21 protein-coding genes are annotated in these 18430 nt (G+C 45.4%); 14 read left to right on the forward strand and 7 right to left on the reverse strand.

The features are described from left to right. Nucleotides 1-141 precede the first annotated feature (141 nt). From ACQE26_RS06400 to ACQE26_RS06445, 10 genes are all read left to right on the forward strand, one after another. Nucleotides 142-285, forward strand: coding sequence for a YwzD family small protein (locus ACQE26_RS06400; RefSeq protein ID WP_014471134.1), 144 nt, complete (start codon nucleotides 142-144; stop codon nucleotides 283-285). A gap of 214 nt (nucleotides 286-499) precedes the next feature. Beyond that, the gene (gene tkmA, locus ACQE26_RS06405) at nucleotides 500-1246 is read left to right on the forward strand and encodes a protein-tyrosine kinase activator TkmA (RefSeq protein ID WP_500471006.1); all 747 of its coding nucleotides are present in this window, start codon (nucleotides 500-502) and stop codon (nucleotides 1244-1246) included. 34 nt (nucleotides 1247-1280) lie between these two features. Continuing rightward, nucleotides 1281-1922, forward strand: coding sequence for a CpsD/CapB family tyrosine-protein kinase (locus tag ACQE26_RS06410; RefSeq protein WP_342008063.1), 642 nt, complete (start codon nucleotides 1281-1283; stop codon nucleotides 1920-1922). Nucleotides 1923-1969: 47 nt separating this feature from the next. Next, a complete protein-coding gene (locus ACQE26_RS06415; RefSeq protein WP_500471007.1) occupies nucleotides 1970-2734 on the forward strand; it encodes a tyrosine-protein phosphatase in 765 nt (254 codons plus the stop codon). 198 nt (nucleotides 2735-2932) lie between these two features. After that, entirely contained in the window at nucleotides 2933-4258 is a 1326-nt protein-coding gene (locus ACQE26_RS06420; protein WP_500471008.1) for a UDP-glucose dehydrogenase family protein, read from the forward strand. 306 nt (nucleotides 4259-4564) lie between these two features. Further along, nucleotides 4565-4999, forward strand: a complete 435-nt coding sequence (locus ACQE26_RS06425) for a DUF5082 family protein (protein WP_049627551.1) — start codon at nucleotides 4565-4567, stop codon at nucleotides 4997-4999. Then, a complete protein-coding gene (locus ACQE26_RS06430) occupies nucleotides 4999-5259 on the forward strand; it encodes a YwqI/YxiC family protein (protein WP_016937698.1) in 261 nt (86 codons plus the stop codon). The genes ACQE26_RS06425 and ACQE26_RS06430 overlap by 1 nt, the downstream gene beginning before the upstream one ends. Before the next feature lie 19 nt (nucleotides 5260-5278). Further along, nucleotides 5279-7255, forward strand: coding sequence for a T7SS effector LXG polymorphic toxin (locus ACQE26_RS06435; RefSeq protein ID WP_500471009.1), 1977 nt, complete (start codon nucleotides 5279-5281; stop codon nucleotides 7253-7255). Next, nucleotides 7252-7764, forward strand: a complete 513-nt coding sequence (locus ACQE26_RS06440; RefSeq protein WP_016937701.1) for a hypothetical protein — start codon at nucleotides 7252-7254, stop codon at nucleotides 7762-7764. The genes ACQE26_RS06435 and ACQE26_RS06440 overlap by 4 nt, the downstream gene beginning before the upstream one ends. A gap of 296 nt (nucleotides 7765-8060) precedes the next feature. Continuing rightward, nucleotides 8061-8711: a hypothetical protein gene (locus tag ACQE26_RS06445; protein ID WP_500471011.1), complete on the forward strand. Its 651-nt coding sequence runs from the start codon at nucleotides 8061-8063 to the stop codon at nucleotides 8709-8711. 28 nt (nucleotides 8712-8739) lie between these two features. On the opposite strand, the gene chrA is transcribed toward ACQE26_RS06445, so the two are convergent. The 3 genes from chrA to chrS are packed head-to-tail and all read right to left on the reverse strand — an operon-like array spanning nucleotide 8740 to nucleotide 10353. After that, entirely contained in the window at nucleotides 8740-9276 is a 537-nt protein-coding gene (chrA, locus tag ACQE26_RS06450) for a chromate efflux transporter ChrA (RefSeq protein WP_500471012.1), read from the reverse strand. After that, entirely contained in the window at nucleotides 9273-9863 is a 591-nt protein-coding gene (chrB, locus tag ACQE26_RS06455; protein ID WP_016937710.1) for a chromate efflux transporter subunit ChrB, read from the reverse strand. The genes chrA and chrB overlap by 4 nt, the downstream gene beginning before the upstream one ends. A 13-nt stretch (nucleotides 9864-9876) precedes the next feature. Beyond that, a complete protein-coding gene (gene chrS, locus ACQE26_RS06460; RefSeq protein ID WP_016937711.1) occupies nucleotides 9877-10353 on the reverse strand; it encodes a chromate efflux transcriptional regulator ChrS in 477 nt (158 codons plus the stop codon). A gap of 207 nt (nucleotides 10354-10560) precedes the next feature. Between chrS and ggt the strand changes: the two genes are divergently transcribed. Beyond that, nucleotides 10561-12138, forward strand: a complete 1578-nt coding sequence (ggt, locus tag ACQE26_RS06465) for a gamma-glutamyltransferase (RefSeq protein WP_500471013.1) — start codon at nucleotides 10561-10563, stop codon at nucleotides 12136-12138. Nucleotides 12139-12145: 7 nt separating this feature from the next. On the opposite strand, the gene ACQE26_RS06470 is transcribed toward ggt, so the two are convergent. The 3 genes from ACQE26_RS06470 to ACQE26_RS06480 form a co-directional block, all read right to left on the reverse strand. Further along, nucleotides 12146-12490: a DUF4181 domain-containing protein gene (locus ACQE26_RS06470; RefSeq protein ID WP_500471014.1), complete on the reverse strand. Its 345-nt coding sequence runs from the start codon at nucleotides 12488-12490 to the stop codon at nucleotides 12146-12148. A gap of 165 nt (nucleotides 12491-12655) precedes the next feature. Then, nucleotides 12656-13276, reverse strand: coding sequence for a flavin reductase family protein (locus ACQE26_RS06475; protein WP_342007135.1), 621 nt, complete (start codon nucleotides 13274-13276; stop codon nucleotides 12656-12658). Nucleotides 13277-13448: 172 nt separating this feature from the next. Beyond that, a complete protein-coding gene (locus ACQE26_RS06480; RefSeq protein WP_500471015.1) occupies nucleotides 13449-14033 on the reverse strand; it encodes a CotG/ExsB N-terminal domain-containing protein in 585 nt (194 codons plus the stop codon). 140 nt (nucleotides 14034-14173) lie between these two features. Here ACQE26_RS06480 and ACQE26_RS06485 point away from each other — a divergent pair, with 140 nt between their 5' ends. The 3 genes from ACQE26_RS06485 (at nucleotide 14174) to ACQE26_RS06495 (ending at nucleotide 16962) form a co-directional block, all read left to right on the forward strand. Next, nucleotides 14174-15268 (forward strand): CotH kinase family protein, encoded by a 1095-nt coding sequence (locus tag ACQE26_RS06485; RefSeq protein ID WP_500471016.1) that lies wholly within the window; start codon nucleotides 14174-14176, stop codon nucleotides 15266-15268. A 118-nt stretch (nucleotides 15269-15386) separates the two neighbouring features. Further along, nucleotides 15387-16247: a spore coat protein gene (locus ACQE26_RS06490; RefSeq protein ID WP_500471017.1), complete on the forward strand. Its 861-nt coding sequence runs from the start codon at nucleotides 15387-15389 to the stop codon at nucleotides 16245-16247. A gap of 40 nt (nucleotides 16248-16287) precedes the next feature. Beyond that, entirely contained in the window at nucleotides 16288-16962 is a 675-nt protein-coding gene (locus ACQE26_RS06495; RefSeq protein ID WP_500471018.1) for a YwrJ family protein, read from the forward strand. A gap of 48 nt (nucleotides 16963-17010) precedes the next feature. On the opposite strand, the gene ACQE26_RS06500 is transcribed toward ACQE26_RS06495, so the two are convergent. Next, the gene (locus ACQE26_RS06500; RefSeq protein WP_500471019.1) at nucleotides 17011-18342 is read right to left on the reverse strand and encodes an arsenic transporter; all 1332 of its coding nucleotides are present in this window, start codon (nucleotides 18340-18342) and stop codon (nucleotides 17011-17013) included. Nucleotides 18343-18430: the final 88 nt, after the last annotated feature.

The following is an 18430-nucleotide window of genomic DNA, read 5'->3' on the forward strand; positions in this document are numbered from 1 at the left end:
CATGGTCCGGAAAAAGTTTTTCCTAAAAAAGGACATAAAAACCCGAGTGTGTCGAATGATGTATTAGAGATTGCAAAACAGCACCCGACAGCATATAATAATCTTGTTTTCAATTTAATGGAAGCCGAAAGGAAACGAATGATGAAGAAAACGAAGTTAGATCAAGAGGAGTTTCTGAAGATTTTAATGCATGCGCACGACATCGGTGAGCAGTCCTCTGAGATGACCACAAAAGAAATGCTTGAGAATTTGATTTCTCATATTAAAAATGGATATGCAACATAAAGTCCCGCAGGCTCTTGACCGCGGGATTTTTTAATCCTCCTGCGACACCAGTATTTAAAACGCTTACAAAAATAAACCGAATAGAAGTGTTTGTATATTTTTGTCGAATATTGTCATTTGAAAAGGTTAGAAATGACAGTTCAAAGCTGTATAATCGTAATTGGAAAAGTTATTGGAGGGAATAGGAATACACGGAAAGTGATATGGAGGTTATATGGGAGAATCCGCAAGCATTAAAGAAATATTCGCAATACTGAGAAAGCGTCTGCTGTTTATACTTATTATCACCGCGGCGGCATCTGCCGCAGGCGGACTCATCAGTTTCTTCGCTCTTACGCCGGTCTATGAAAATTCAACGCAAATTTTGGTCAGTCAATCTAAAAACAATCAAAAAGAAGTCCAATTCAATGACGTTCAAACCAACCTCCAATTAATCAACACGTATAATGTCATCATCAAAAGCCCGGTCATCCTCGATGAGGTGATTAAAGAGCTGAATCTGTCCATGACTTCGAAAGAGCTGGAATCAAAAGTCACGGTATCCAGCGAGCAGGATTCACAAGTCGTGACGATCGCCGTGCGGGATACGGATGCAAAGCGGGCGGCCGTTATGGCAAATACGGTTGCAGCCGTTTTTCAGGACAAGATCACGGCCATCATGAATGTGGATAATGTCAGCATTCTTTCAAAGGCCGAAGCGGCGGACAGCCAGTCACCGGCAGAGCCTAACCGCAAGCTGAACATCGCGATTGCGTTTGCGGCCGGACTTTTGGGCGGAATCGGTCTCGCCTTTTTGCTGGAACATCTGGATAATACGATCAAATCGGAGGAACAGCTGGAATCGCTGCTCGGCATCCCGATCTTGGGAACGGTTACTTCAATCAGCGCAAAAGACAGCGTTGCCAAAAATTTGAGGATGGCAGAAATCAAACAAGCGGGAGGCGGACAAGTTGACGCGTAAAAAAGACAAGCCGGCAAAACGAAGCGTGATTACGATGTCAGAGCCGAAGTCCATCAACTCGGAACAATATCGGACGATCCGTACAAACATTGAATTTTCTTCCGTCGATACGGAGGTGAAGTCCCTTTTAATCACATCCGCAGGTCCGGAAGAAGGAAAGTCGACTACCGCGGCCAATCTTGCCGTCGTATTTGCCCAGCAGGGGAAAAAAGTACTTTTAATTGATGCGGATCTGCGCAAACCGACGGTTCATTTCACCTTCAAATTGGATAACGGAACCGGTTTAACGTCGCTGCTGTTACAACAGATTCCGTTTCAGAAAGCCGTCCTGCGGGCTGAGGAAGCCAATCTCGATATTTTAACGAGCGGGCCGATCCCGCCCAATCCGGCGGAGCTTTTATCGACGGGGGCCATGAGAGATCTTCTGTCAGAAGCAGCCCTTGTTTATGATAAGGTGATTTTGGACACGCCTCCCGTTTTGGCCGTAGCCGATACGAAAATATTAGGCAGCTATACTGACGGGGCCATTATGGTGATCTCAAGCGGGAAAACGGACAAGGAAAAAGCGGCCAAGGCGAAAGAAGCGCTCGATTATTGCCCGTGCAAGCTCCTCGGGGCCGTGATGAACGGGAAAAAACAAACGAAACACTCGGACTACGCCTATTATGGACAGTAATGTCATAATGGGCGCAGTCCATTCTTTTTAAGAAGGAGGGGTTAAATATGATAGATATCCATTGTCACATCCTTCCTTCCATAGACGACGGCGCGGCGGATGATACAGAAAGCCTCGAGATGGCTAGAGAAGCGGTCAGACAGGGAATTGATACGATCATTGCGACGCCGCATCACGTGAAATACCGCTATGACACGGACCGGCATACGGTCAAAGAAGCGGTCAGACTGTTAAACAAACGTTTGAATAAGGAAGGCATACCGCTCACCGTTCTGCCCGGCCAGGAAATCAGAACAGACGGAGATCTGCTGGCCGGTCTTCAAAGCGGCCAGCTTATCCCGCTCCATGATACAAAGTATGTGCTGGCGGAGTTTCCGGCCGATCATGTTCCGGCCTATGCCGAACGGCTATTTTATGAATTGCAGCTGAGGGGATATGTCCCTGTCATCGCCCACCCGGAGCGGAACAGAGAAATCCGCGAAAACCCGTCCGTCCTTTACAGTCTCGTAAAGAAAGGAGCTGCTGCCCAAGTGACGGCCGGCTGCCTTGCCGGAGCATTCGGGCGGAAAGCGAAGAGCTTTTCGCTGCAGCTTATTGAAGCGAATTTGATCCACTTTCTCGCATCTGACGCCCATAATCTCGGATCGAGACATTTTTATTATCAGGAGGCGCTCGGCGTTTTGAAAAAAGAAGCCGGGGCGGAGCTGATTTACATGCTTACGGAAAACGCTGCGCTTCTCGTTGAAAACAAAGCCGTTTATAAGGAACCTCCGCTGCCTGTGGCCCGCCGTAAGCGCTGGGGTCTTTTTTAACCATCTTCCCTATCCCGTTTAAATGAAGCATAAGCGGCTGTTTTGCAAGATGATCTTTTTATGCTTATGCTATAACCAGCGGCCGGCACCGTTTTTTCTATCATGACCGCAGGCTTCCGGCATTCTGCCGGCGCCGGGATCATATGCTAATAACGGTAAGCTGCCCAGCAGCAATTTCTAAACGGTTGGGGGAACACGATGAAAATAACAGTGATCGGAACAGGCTACGTCGGTCTTGTGACAGGAGTGTCTCTTTCAGAAATCGGCCATGACGTAACATGCATAGATATTGACGAACGTAAGGTTGAGCAGATGAGAAAGGGAATATCCCCTATCTTTGAACCGGGCCTTGAAGATATGATGAAACGAAATATCGGCCGGCATCGGCTGGCCTTTGAAACGAGCTATGAAAAAGGGCTTGCGGAAGCAGAGGTTATTTTTATAGCGGTCGGAACGCCGCAAAAAGAAGACGGACACGCAAACCTTACCTATATTGAAAATGTCGCCGAACGGATTGCCGAATCTATTTCTAAAGATGCGATCGTCGTGACAAAAAGCACGGTTCCCGTGGGAACGAATGACAGGATCAGCGAAGTTATTTATTCACGCCTGAAATCGGATGTGAATATTTCAATCGCCTCAAATCCGGAATTTCTTCGTGAAGGTTCGGCGATTCACGATACCTTTCAAGGCGACCGCATCGTAATCGGAACTGAAGACCGGCAGACAGGAGAAACGCTTGACCGGGTTTTCGCGCCGTTTGCCATTCCGGTTTATCATACGGATATCAGAAGCGCCGAGATGATCAAATATGCATCGAACGCTTTTTTAGCGGCAAAGATCAGTTTTATTAATGAAATTTCCAATATATGCGAAAAAGTCGGTGCGGATGTGGAATCAGTCGCACACGGAATGGGATTGGATAAACGGATCGGCAATCAATTCTTAAGAGCCGGCATCGGCTACGGGGGTTCCTGCTTTCCAAAGGATACAAATGCCCTCGTGCAGATCGCGGGACATGTGGAGCATGATTTTGAATTGCTGAAGTCCGTCATTAAAGTCAACAATAACCAGCAGTCCATGCTGGTTGATAAAGTGCTGAACAGGCTCGGCGGAGTTACGGGAAAAACCATTGCGTTATTAGGGCTGTCTTTTAAGCCGAATACCGATGATATGCGGGATGCGCCGTCCATTGTCATTGCGGATCGTCTGGCGGCTCTTGACGCCCGGATGACAGCGTACGATCCGATCGCTTCGTTCCGGGCTTCCGAGCTGCTTCCGGCCGGGGTTTCCTATCGGGAGTCTATAGAGGAAGCGGTCAGGGGAGCGGATGCCGTTCTGATTTTGACAGACTGGGAAGATATTAAGCATTTTCCGCTTGAAGCCTACAAAGAGCTGATGGAAACTCCGGTTATTTTCGACGGGAGAAACTGCCACTCGCTTAAAGAGGCGGAACAGGCGGGCGTGGAATATATCTCAATCGGAAGAAAAGCCGTCCTGCCTCAGACTGATTCTGTCACTTGAAAGGCCGGCGTCCGCGCCGGCCTTTATCATATTTATAATGATAATACACGGCAAAGGAGACGGTTATTGATAACCGGCTCCTTTTTTTAGGGAATTTATCATGGATATATAGAGGAGATCTTTGAATGAACGTGCCGGTTTCGTGAGTCTTTTGGCGTTGGTGAAGAGCACCTCGGCTGATGAAAATAAGCCGTTTAACCTATTTAAGCCGCTTTCTGTCTATTTTAAAATATAATATATGGAAATATAGTATGGAAAAGTCTGTGCTTTTTGTACGACTTTTTGCGTAAGACGAGGTGAAAACAGATGAGCCATTCAAGCACATTAAGCCATATTAACAGCACAATCAGCCATAAACTGGGCGAGATCGAACACCAAATTGATAAATTAAAAGAAGCGAAGAGAGATATAGAATCTCTGCAGGAAGAGGGCATGTCTGAAATCAAAGACATCCTCAGACCGCATCTGGATCATCATTGGACCGGCACTTTCGCTGAGGAATTTGATGAGCGGCGCGATCAGGCCCATACAGAGGCATACAGAATCGTTACAGACAAATACGACGGGTATATTTATCGGATCGGCTTAAAGATGACACAGCTTGAAATTGAAAAAGGAGGGCTCCTTGCCGCCAGAAGCATCGCCAGAGAAGCAGAGCACCTGCTGACGCTTGGTGAAGAAGCCCTTGACGCCGTGGGAGACAAAATACAATCAATCAAAAGAAGCTGGAGTTGGTTTTAATGACAGAAATAAAACTCAAATACGGAGCCGTCATGAAACAGCTTGAATCCGTCAGCAGCGCGCTGGAGGCCGTTTCGATCGGGAATGCGGGTTCAAACGGGAAAAACAAGCTTGACTATACCTCCAAGTACCACTCCCGCGAGGCAAAGCTTGTATCCATGATCAGCGAATATAAGCAAGCCGTTCATAAGAACATCGCGGACGTAAAAGACAACGTAGATTCCCTGAAAGAACAGGACGAGGCGATCGCCGTAAAATAACGAAAGAAAGGACTTGCCGATGAGCAAAGTGTTTGAATCACAATCGTTAACGGATGAAGCAGACAAGAGAAAGAAACAATACGAAGCTCTTGAAGAACAGCTGAATGCGCTCAAAAAAGCCTTTCAAGGCATGGCTGACCTGGGTGATGCTTTAAAAGGAAAAGGCGCAGACAATATAAAGGATTTCTTTCAGGGACAAGCGGAAATCGCCGAAAGCTGGCTGACGCTTGTTTCTGCTCAAATTGCGTTTTTAAACGGCATTTCAGGTGATATTAAAGATCAAGAACTCAGCGATTCTTATGTGGAGACTTCGTTTTTGGAGCATGAGCTGCCCAACGCGGACTTGAAGGCTTCAGAGATTGTCTCCGCCCATAAAGCCGAAATCGGCTCCATTTTGTCAGGCATCAGCGATATTATTCATCTCGACACGTATACGCTGGATGATTACGCAGATAAAATGGGTGATGCCCAGAAAACCAGACGTGACACGATCACGGCAGTCGATAAGCTTGATGAATCCCTGACCACTGAATATCAAAATTTAGAATCTCTGGACAACGCGGTTCTCAGCAAATATTCCGTTCTCATGCAAGCCACCAGCAACGGGAAAAACGCATCCCCTATGTACTATGACAAAAAAGCCTTCCACAGCAATGAAATCTACAAAAGCGTCATTGAAGCAGAAAAGCAGGGAACGGACTATATTGATGCAAAAGCCCAGCAGGCCGAAGCAAGACGGCTTCAGGAAAAGGCTGAAGAAGAAGCCAATAAACCATGGTACGAAAAAACATGGGACGGAATCTGCGACTTTACCGGAGAAGTCACTGGCTATTATGATTATAAAAGAGCAGCCGAAGGCGTCGATCCGGTGACCGGAGAAAAACTCTCCACCGCAGAACGCGTCACAGCGGGAGCGATGGCCGCCGCCGGATTCATACCAGTCGTCGGCTGGGCGGGACGCGCTTTCAAAGGCGGAAAAGCCATCTACAAAACCGGAAAAACCGTCATGGCCGCAGAACACGCGTTAGACGTCTATAAAACCGGAAAATCCTTAGACATTCTCAAAATGACAGAAATGGGCGCATACGGCCTCGTCGCCTCAAACGGTTTCTCAGAAGCCGTCACAGGACGGGATATGTTCGGAAACAAAGTGTCTGAGGAGAAGCGGAAGCAAGGAGCACTGGAAGCGGCATTGAGTTTGGTTGGTGCCGGTGCATTGGCGAAACATGTAAACAAAGGCATCCCGCTTGCAAAATCGCCACAAGCAGCAAAAGTTGAAAAAGGGAAAAAGATTCTAGACCAAGTAAAAGAATTCAAAGTCCCAACGAATGTAAAAATTCGCGTCCACAAGACTGTCACACCGGATGGCGCAACTTTCCCAATCATTCATGCTGATGTGAAAACGAAAGCTGTGAAAGATCTTGGGATTGTGAAGATGGCGGGCAGTGGTAAAGGCACTAAGGGTCCGATGATAGAGCAGAAGAGGAAAATACCGGGACGACCGGGGCATACAACAAAAAGTGATTCGACTGAACTTGGGAAAAACTTGTTAGAATCTATGGGATTAACGCGGTCATCAAAATGGACTGGATACCAAGCCCAACATATTATTCCTGGAGAACTATATAACCATCCTATAATTAAAAAAATTGGAATGGAAACAAATCATGCATCGAACGGTATTTTCTTACCAATCCCTGCAGAGGCAATAAGTACTTTGTCTAGACATAGAGGTTATCACAGTGTTTATAATAATGTTGTAAAAAAACAGTTAAATAAAATGGACATTAATGAAAATGTTGAAGTTTTAGAACAACAAGTCTATGAATTACAGCAAAAACTAAAATTAGGGGTAGAAAAAGGAATACCTCTTTATAAATCGAAAATCAAAAATGTAGAAAAATTTTATAAAAGGGGTCAAAACAAAAAGCTTCCTATTTGGCAAAGAGGTGGGGGGGCTACAGAGGAATTATGGGAAAGGTGGTTAAATAAATGAGTAGTTACGGTAAATATAGCGATTTAGTGGAAGAGGTAATTGACTTTATTAAGCACGGAGAATTATTTAAGAATAATAATCGGAATTTGTCTGATATTACACTTATAGAAGATTTTGAGATAGCGCAACAATTAGCGTGGTCTCAAGATACTGATGAAGTTGAAGTAGTTTGGCAAGATGTAAAATCAAATGAAAGCGGACAGTTATTGGGGATAATTTTAAGTGATGATCACTTAAAAACATTAGATGAAGAATTGTCGAATATTTTCAATTCTGATGATAACTATTCTGAAGATTTCATTCCTATGGATTTTTGGGATATTGCTGAAGAAGTAGAGTCAGATCTGTATAAATGTGCAATCAATCGTCTAGTAAACGGTAATAAAGACAATCTTTTTGAGAAAATGTTTCAAGTGTATAAAACAGGCGGATGGCCTTGTGGATGGAAAGGTATATATCCTGAAGGTCAATTAGTCGCTTTTATACCCCCTAAAGATATGAATGATTAGTTTATTTGGGGTGTACCCAGAAGGAGATTGAACCGGAAGTTATAGCATTGAACCTTATAAAAAATAAAGCTTAGGAAATGAGTAGTTGCTAACAGAGGTTCTCATGGTAAGTAAATATATTAAATTAGATGTTCTAAAAGCTAATATGCATTCCGGAGATTAACATTAGGAGATGCATTGGTTTACTGATGTATTAGAATTACTATATATAAAAACTTGCTGTGTTGTATCGGCAAGTTTTTTTAGAATGATGAAGCTTTTTAAAGATAGGCCAACAAAGTACAAGGAGCAACTGGATGGACAGAGATCAAATTTCTCAATTTCAGCCACTAAAAATCTGTAATGGCTGGTCTGTAGTACTGAACAATGTAAACTCAAAAAATAGAATAGAAGAATTTGAACTGCTAATACTGCAAAATGAAAAACATAATGCTGTTATTAAGGCAATATTTAAAAATGATCAATACCATGTCAAAGTAGCGGGTTTAAAAACAGAAAAGATTTATGAAGAAAAATCTTTTAATGAAATAGAGCAATTATTAGAAGAGTTAGAATATCAAATCTGGACTGTGGGAAGTGGGGTTTTAGAGGGTTTCCATCCGCTAAGCCAAAAGGTTCCCAATTTCTTAAGGCTTAGGATACCAACTGGTTGGACTGTTGATTATATTTCATTAAAAGATACTGACCCTAAGACTCTAGAGGCAAATGATGATGCGTGGTTATTTGACTTCAATCAAGATCTTCTGCAAATCTCTCATAAGGCAAAAAACTTGTTGCTTGACGTAGGATGGTACCCAGAAGGGGATCCAACCGGCAGTTATGGCATTGAACTGATAAAAAACGGAGATTGGGAAAATCCTTTAGAGGATATTATGTGTACAGGACTTAAAGAATTAACAACACAATTGGATCATATTTTTATGAAAGAAATGAAAAATGAATACTAGAAAAAAGCACCTGTCCAGGTGCTTTTTTCTACAAATGAGGAACCACAAGACCTCCATACAAAAACGCCGCGATAATCAGAAAGGCCGGATGCAGCTTGAATTTTGTCAGGGCAAGGAGGGAAATCCCCGCAATGACTAGTGATTGAATCCAGCCGATCGCTTTGATGCCGTCTGCGCTGATTTGCCACGTAAGAATGAGCATCATGACGGCGATGACGGGCTGGACGGACAGCGTCATGCCTTTGATGACGGGTGATTGGCGGAAGCGCTGAATGATGCGAAGCAGCACGATCAATGCGAGTGCTGACGGTACGACGGTGGCGATCAGCGCAATCAGGAAGCCGGGCCATCCGCCTGCGCTGTAGCCAACATACGCGGCGATTTTAGTGGCGATCGGGCCGGGTAATGCGTTCGCAAGGGCGAGCATGTTTGAGAATTGATCGTTTGAGAGCCAGCTGTATCTGTTGACGACTTCTTCAAACATGAGCGGGATAGACGCAGGGCCGCCGCCATATCCGAGTACATTTGCAATAAAAAACGCCATAAATAAATAGATCATCATCATGAAGCCGACATTCCTTTATCTTTTGAACGTTTATTTGTGATTTTGTCTTTCAATTTAAAATGAAACGCGCCGTATGCTAAGAAAATAATAATGACAAAGCCGGGATTGATCTGCAGTGTTTGCAGACCGATAAAAGCGATGATAAAAAACAGGATGCCGGTGACCCAGCCGAAACCTTTTAGCGCTTTTTGGCCAAACTCGTACGCCATGATGCCGAGCATGACGGCGATCACCGGCGTGACGGCGCCAATCATGCCGGCAACAACCGCTGAATGGCTTAACACATTTACAGCGGCAAACAAGCCTACCATCGCAAGGCATGTAGGCAGAATGTGGGCGAGGGTTGCCAAGATTGCGCCTAACGTGCCTTTCAGCTTAAAGCCCAAGTACGCAGCCATTTTTGTGGCAATCGGTCCGGGAAGCGCATTTGCGATCGCTAATATTTCTCCGAATTCATCATCATCTATCCATTTGTATTTATTGACGGCTTCATGGCGGATGAGCGGAATCACGGACGGGCCGCCCCCGAATCCGAGAATGCCTGTTCGCACCATTGCCGCCGTAATGTCCCAATAGGGGTTTTTCATTGCCGTGTCCTCCTTACAGCTTCATGCCCATTCTGCTTTTATACCGTTTAATCAGCATTTGGCAATCGACGCTGACGACGCCTTTTTGCGTATAGAGCCGTTTTGTCAAAAACTCTTCCATCTCCTGATCATTTGCGAAAATGCCGTGCATATGCAGCTTGCTCGGTCCGGTCATGTGATAAAGGCTTGTCACGGCCGGCTCCTTTTCAAGCTTTAACGCTGTTTCCTCCAAATACTGCGGCTCCACTTCGACATTAAAAAACACGGACACATGGCGGCCGATTTTCGCCGGGTTGATGACAGCGGTGAATTTTTCAATTACGCCGGCATCCATTAAATGCTGGATGCGGTGCTGAACCGCCACACGCGACAGATTAACCCGCTTTCCTAAGTCTGTATAGGAAATCCTCCCTTCCTCGTGCAAAATCGAGAGAATATGTTTATCCGTTTCATCAAGTACAAGGTTCGGAATGCTGTACTCATGTTCCAATCGGCTTCACCTTCCTTCATCTGGTAGACATTATTGTATCATGAAATCTTACGGTATGAAGGATAAATTTTTTAATTGTTTTCGTTACGTAATAAATATTGATTTTTTCTTATCGAAAAGAAAATAGTGTGTGAGATTTTCTCTCAGAAAAGTGGATGCCGTCGGTGCTGCTTTTTATACTTGAGAAAATTTGTAAAGGGGCTTGCCATGAATACTTCTATCATCGGAACGAAACAAATGGTCGTCAGTCCGCATTATCTTGCTTCCCAGGCGGGGGCCGGCATTCTTGAAAAGGGCGGAAACGCGTTTGATGCAGCGGTGGCGGTCAGCGCCTGCCTGGCAGTCGTGTATCCGCATATGACGGGGCTTGGCGGAGATTCATTTTGGCTTACTTACCATCAAGAAACGGGCCGAATCAAAGCTTACAACGGGAGCGGCCGCTCAGGAAAACATGTGACGAGAGACTTGTATCGAGGCAGAGAAGCGATACCGATGCGCGGTACAGAAAGCGCCATTACCGTTCCGGGAATGGCGGACAGCTGGGATGCCGTGCTTTCGGCGTACGGGCGTCTTTCGTTCGCTGAGGTGCTGAAGCCCGCCCTTGATTATGCGGCAGACGGATTCCCGGTGTCCGCCGACCAGTGCGCCCACACAGAACGAAATCTCGCTCTTTTAGCCTCAACACCTTATACCTCAGCCATTTTTACGAGAAACAAAAAAGCGCCCATGCCCGGCGAGCGGTTTGTCCAGAAGGATCTGGCGGCCAGCTTGGAGCAGCTTGCCGAAAAAGGCAGGAGCGCTTTTTACGAAGGGGATATCGCCCAAAGCATCACATCATTTCTGCAAAACAACGGCAGCCGTCTGACGCTTGATGACTTTAAAGCCCATCGCGGCGAGTGGTCGGACCCGGTATCCTCTGATTACCGCGGGTACCGCATCTATCAGGCTCCCCCGAATTCACAGGGGTTTACAGGCTTAATGACGCTCAATATATTGGAAAACTATGATTTTTCTAAGATCGAACACGGCTCCTTTGAATATTATCATCTGCTGATCGAGGCGCTGAAAAAGAGTTTTCAGCATCGGAATGAAGTGCTGACTGATCCGGCGTTTTCTCATATTCCGCTGGATCGGTTACTGGATAAACAGTATGCAAAGCAGCTGGCGGAAGAAATCGGTTACACGGCTGCGCCGGCGGTAAGCCGTCCGGTCGGAAGCGACACTGCTTATGCCGCCGTCAGAGATGCGGAAGGAAATGCCGTTTCCTTTATACAGAGCCTTTATTTTGAGTTCGGGTCAGCCGTTACGGCGGGGGAGACGGGCATTCTGCTGCAAAATCGCGGGTCATTTTTTTCGCTGGATGAATCTCATGTCAATACGCTCGAACCCGGCAAACGGACCTTCCACACCCTCATGCCGGCGATGGCCTGTAAAGAAGGGAAGCCGCACATCCTGTACGGCACCCAGGGAGGAGAAGGCCAGCCGCAAACTCAGACGGCGCTGATTACACGCATCATTGATTACAACATGGACCCGCAGCAGGCGGTCAGTGAGCCGCGCTGGGTGTGGGGACGGACATGGGGAGAGGCGTATGAAGGGCTGAGGGTCGAAAGCCGGATCAGCCGTGAAACGAGAGAAGCATTAAAGCGAAGCGGCCACCGCGTCGAGACGGTTAGCGATTTTGACCGGATCATGGGACACGCGGCAGCGATCGTCATTGATGACGAAGGTTTTCTCCAAGGCGGTGCCGACCCGCGCGGCGACGGAGCGGCCGCAGGAGTATAGAGCTACGCTAACTGATGAAAAAAATAAGCACGCCAAGCGAGGCAGATAAACCCGCGTAAAACGAATCGTACACATATTGCTTTTTCTCCCGCCGGTGCCGCCGCTCCATTAAGCCGCTGCAGCAAAAAAGCATGGAAACAACTCCCGCAAATACGTACATTTCATCGAATAATGACACCGCTGCGATGCCTGAAATAAGCAGTGTGATTTCGATTAATCGATGTGTGCTGTTTATCGGTTTCTGCTTTTTAACAGGCTTTGGCAAATGGAGAACTTTGTCGGCAAATACGTGAAACATAAGGCTGAGCAAAATAAATACGGCTGAAAAAATCAGTAACTGAATGAAATCCATCGTCTGCCCCCTAAAAATGTGTCACTCGTTTCATACGGATGAGGACCTTGTAAGTTTTAATCTTTTATAAGACATTAGACTGAGTTAAATGGTTAACAGATAAAAAAAGACCCCTTTTAAAAGGGGTCTTTTTGACTAGTTTCTTCTATTATATTGGCTCCTGTTTCAGGTCGGGCGGACAAGCGTATATGTCTTCCCGAGTCTGGCGTATTCATTCCCCGCGAGCCTCGCCGCCGGCTGCAGTTCATCGGTCCGTATGTAGCCTTTATCGGCATCATATACTTGATCATTCAAATGAAAACAAACGACTCTGCCGATGATGAGATCTGTCGTCGTTTCCCCGCCGTCATTTTGGAACGGAAGGTGGCGTTCGAGTATACATTCAAATCTGACCTTCGCTTCTTTTATACCGGGAACGCTGATGCAGGTGCTGTCTGTCACGGAAAGGTCTGTCATGTCAAGCTCGCTGACATCAGGGCCAAGCCTCGCTGCCGTTTTGTTAATGTCTTCAATGATGGACTCATCACTGACATGCACGACGAATTCCTGATGAGCGATGATGTTTCTCGCAGTGTCTTTCTGCTGCCCCTCCGCGCGGTTTACAGAAATGGCAAGAAGCGGCGGATCTGCGGAGACAACGTTATAAAAACTGAAGGGCGCCGCGTTTACGGCGCCATTGATAGATGAACGCGTAGTGACAAATGCAATCGGCCGGGGAACTACTGTGCCCGAAAGCAATTTGTAGGTATCTTTCGCGTTCAATTCGTCTGCTCGTAAGATATGCATCATGTCAGCCGCCTTTCTTTTTCGTATGACCTGATTATACCGAAAGAAAATTCGGAAGCACAACAAAAGAAACCCGGCTGCATATCTTATTTCGTGGCATATATCTGTTTGAGGAAAAAGGCTTCCGTTTAGCCGGCAGCCTATTTACAAGTGATATGAGGTTGTTGGGGGATTACTTCTTATAGTTTTTCTTTACAACCCAGACATTTCCGTCTTTCCAGTACTCTGTTTTGGTGCAGTAATCGTCTTTTTTATGGCTTGGTTTTTTAGTAGAACGGTAAGGTTTTTTCTGAGTGCGTTTTTTCTTGCGGCGGCACGATTTTTTCTGACTGCGGGATTTTTTGTGAGAGCGGCACGATTTTTTACGGCTGCGGGATTTTTTGTGAGAACGTGATTTTTTATGGCTGCGTGATTTTTTGTGAGAACGTGATTTTTTATGGCTGCGGGATCTTTTGTGAGAACGCGATTTTTTATGGCTGCGGGATCTTTTGTGAGAACGCGATTTTTTATGGCTGCGGGATCTTTTGTGAGAACGTGATTTTTTATGGCTGCGAGATTTTTTGTGAGAGCGGCATGATTTTTTATGGCTGCGAGATTTTTTGTGAGAACGTGATTTCTTGTGGCTGCGAGATTTTTTATTTTTGCGGGACTTTCTTTTCTTACTGCTTTTTGGTTCTTGGTACAAATAATCTTTCAATCCCTCGGTGCTTGCGGATTTTACTGCTTCTTCGATATCAGAATGGGAATAGTGGCCCATTTTGAAACCTCCTCTTGATATATGTTTTAAGGATGCGATCCTTACTACCACATAGTACGCATGGATAAAAAAAGTGTATGTGTGTTCCGCTGAGTTTTATCGAAAAAGCACAGCCTAAATTAATACAAGGAGGTTTTCAGGTGAAAGACCAATCAGCATTGCCTTTATACCAGCTGTTTATTCACCCGAAGGACTTGTTGGAGCTGAAAAAAGACATTTGGGATGATGATCCGGTGCCCGCGGTGCTGAGAGTAAATCAAAAACGGCTTGACATTGATCTGGCGTACCGCGGCTCTCATATTAGAGACTTTAAGAAAAAATCGTATCACGTCACTTTTTATTCGCCGAAAACATTTCGCAGGGCTAAAGAAATACATTTAAACGCCGAGTACAAAGATCCGTCGATGATGCGGAATAAGCTGTCTCTCGATTTCTTCGCGGAGCTTGGAACGCTGTCACCAAAGGCGAATTTCGTATCCTTGCAGATCAACGGCAAATATGAGGGTGTGTACCTTGAGCTGGAGTCAGTGGATGAATATTTTCTGGCGAAACGGAACCTGGCTGACGGCGCTGTTTTTTACGCGGTGGATGATGATGCAAATTTTTCCCTCGTCAGTGATTTGGAGCGGGACACGAAAACATCGCTCGAACTTGGCTATGAAAAGAAAACGGGAACGAAAGAAGACGATTTTTATCTGCAGGATATGATTTATAAAATTAATACCGTGCCGAAGTCAGAGTTCAAGGGAGAAATTGTAAAACACTTGGACGCAGATAAGTATTTGCGGTGGCTCGCGGGCATCGTGTTTACCTCAAACTACGATGGGTTTGTTCATAATTACGCCTTGTACCGCAGCCATGAAACGGGACTTTTTGAAGTCATTCCGTGGGATTACGATGCGACGTGGGGAAGAGATATTCACGGTGACCGTATGGAGGCTGATTATGTCAGAATACAAGGATTTAATACCTTGACCGCAAGACTTCTAGATGAACCGTATTTCCGCAAAGCGTACAAACAGCTTTTGGAAGAGACGCTTCAGACCCGGTTTACCATTGAACATATGAAGCCGAAGGTCATGTCGCTGTATGAGCTGATCAGGCCGCATGTCGCGAAGGATCCTTATAAAAAAGATGAGCTTGACCGCTTTGACCGGGAGCCTGATGTGATTTGCGAATACATTAAGGAACGGTCCGCTTTCATCAGCAGCGAGTTAGAGCAGTGGAATATCTGATTGAAAGGAAGAAAGATTTTTACAAATAGGCTGGTGAACCAGTTCCCGAAAAGAATCGGGATACGTATATATGCATTATGTTTGATATTAATGAGAAATATGACTAGGAGGACAATAGATGAAACGCAATACGAATCGGCATCGGTCTGATGACAACTTTCTGCATGCGATGGAAGGAAAAGTGATTACAGTCTATCGGGGAGGCCCGGAGTCCAAGACAGGAAGATTGGCAGACATTCAATCGGATTATATCGCTCTTCAGGTTGATAATAAAATCGTTTACTATCAATGGAAGCACGTGAAAAGCGTAACGGAAAATACGAGTGAGACCTTATCGCCGGTTGAGCCGGCAGAATGCGTGAAAGCTGATGATTTTCAAGACTTGATCAGCAGGATGACCAATCGCACGGTGCAATTGAATCAGGGAGGTCCGGAATCGAAAAGAGGAAAGCTTCACGAAACAGGGGATGATTTTCTCGTGCTGGAAACGGAAGATGACGGAATCGTCTATTTTAACGCCGACCATGTCAAAAGCATCAGCGCCGAACAAGAAGAGGACGGCCAAGAGGAGGAGCGCCCGGAATTTGAAATGGCTGATGATTTTCACGGCATATTTAAACGCCTGATCCACAAATGGGTTTCCATCAACCGCGGAGGCCCTGAAGCTGTTGAAGGTATACTTGTGGATAATTCTGACGGCCACTATACTCTTGTGAAAGATAAAGAAGTGCTGCGGATCTATCCTTTTCATATCAAGAGCATCAGCGCAGGGGCAAAAGGAGCGGCCAAAAAAGACGAGAATAAAGATGAGAAAGAGTGCGCTGAAGAAGAATCACATGAAGAGCAGCAGACTTCCTCTAAAAAATCGAAAAGATCATCAAAGTCCGGACGATCCTCAAAACGGGAAAAAGATGAATCTTATAGCTACGCCACTGTATTAAGAACAATAGATTACCGGTGGAAACACGGCCGTAAATGACCGGAAAGATTGTCCGAAAACGAGGGGAGGGGAGGATGAAATGGCTGGGTTAAGCAGATTTCTGGATAAACAGGTCGATATTGAGATATCGGGAAATACAACATTTTCAGGAACTCTTTTGGATATCGGTCATGATATCATTGTGATCTACGACGGCCGGACTTTTCTTTATATCCCGCTGCTGCATCTGCAGCGGATGACTTTGACTGTGCCGGATGATGAGAATAAAGGGCCGTACACAAGAGAAGAAAGTCCGCATCCTGAAAAACAGGAACATTCATTTTCTTACCGGAATACCCTCCAGCATATAAAAGGCAGATTTACAGAAATATTCGTTACGGGAGACCGGTCCATTCATGGGTATGTAACAAGTGTTTTAAACGATTATTTTGTTTTCTTCTCTCCGGTTTATAAGACGCTTTTCATCTCAATGCATCATTTAAAATGGCTGACACCATATTCCGATGAGCAGACGCCGTATACATTAAACAGCTCAGAACTGCCGGTCGTTCCCGCTAGTGTGCCCCTTGTCCGGAATTTTGAGGAGCAATTAAAAAAATATACCGGCAAATTGATTATTCTGGATTTAGGAGATATACCGAATAAAGTGGGGCTGTTAAAGGACGTCTCAGATAACATTCTTGAATTGACCAATGCGGACGGAGATACGGTCTTTTGGAAATTGAATCATTTAAAAACCATGCACCTCCCATAAATGATAAAACTGCCTCTCTTATACAGCAGGCAGTTTTTTTCATCGGAGCTAAAGATATATCCAGCTGATCCAAACATATAAAACGGTAATGGTAAACACAACGGTGAGAGGGACAACGACAATGGTCGTTTTGATATATTCTGACCAAGAGACTTTTTCGCCGTGCTGTCTGATGATATGCATCCAGATCAGTGTGGCTAATGTCCCGATCGGCAGAAGCAATGATCCGATATCACTGCCGATAATATTAGCCAAATAAATGATTTTTACGGTTAAGGGGTCAATTGACATTTCAGTTAATGTCAAGGTGCTGATCATTAGGGCAGGATGGTTATTAAACAAATTAGAGAGGACGGATGTAGCAATACCCATAATAGATGCCGCGTGGGCAATGCTTTGTGAGACATAAGGCTCAATATACTGAACAAGCAATGCGGTCAGTCCGATATTATGCAGTCCGTAGATGATAATGTACATCGTGAAGGCAAAAACAAAGATATGCCAGGGCGCTTTCCTTAATAAGTCTGCCGGACTGATTTTCAAATGAAACCATCTCCAGGCAAGCAGGATGACTGAACTGATGACTGCCACAAGTGAAACGGATATGCCGCTGTATGAAGCGGCAAACAGACTGACCCGCACTAACAATACAAACGCCAAAACACAAAACATGATTTTCGTACGGCTGTTTTGGGCCTGATCTGGCGGAGGCAGGAGCGGATGATATCTTTTGTGTTCCAGTGACTCAAAATGAACCGGAATATCGGGGAGCTGTTTCGGCAAGCGGCGGTAAAAAACAGCAAACAGCAGAAAGGCCATAAACACGAGCCCCAGCGTGCCGGGGATAAACATCATATTGGTGTACAAATAAAGGTCCATGCCTATCATTTTGAGAGAAATTAAATTGACGATATTACTGACGCCGATAGGAGTGCTTGCCGCGGTCGCGATTAAGACGCCGCTGATTAAATAGGGCGTTTTATGATGTTTTTTAAGTCCGAGATACTTTAATACCAACAGTAAAATAGGAGTGGTGATTAAGACGCTGCCGTCATTATTCAGAAAGAGCGTCATTGAAAAACAAAGCAGGTTGGTCAGCCAAAACAGCCGGATGCCTGATCCTCTGGCGCGATGGAGCAGCTTGGCTGCCGCCCAATTAAAAAAACCGAAGCTTTCGAGCGCGATCGCCATAATCATTGTGGAAATAATGGTGATCGATGCTCCGGTGACTTTAGAACCTATATCTCCCAAATCATGAAAGGAAACGGTTCCGCATAACAAAACGAAAATGGCGCCCAGCGATGCCGGAACGGCTTCATTTAATCCCCGGGGTCTCCAAAAAATAAAAATAATGGTCACAAAGAAAGCAATCAGGGTCAATATGACGCTAATATGTGTAATGTGTTCTGCCTCCTTTTTGGATGGGTCATTGCCGCCCCGTTATTTTTATCCCTCCTGATCAGTTGTA

The sequence above is a fragment of the Bacillus sp. 5RYD7K genome (genome assembly GCF_059831465.1).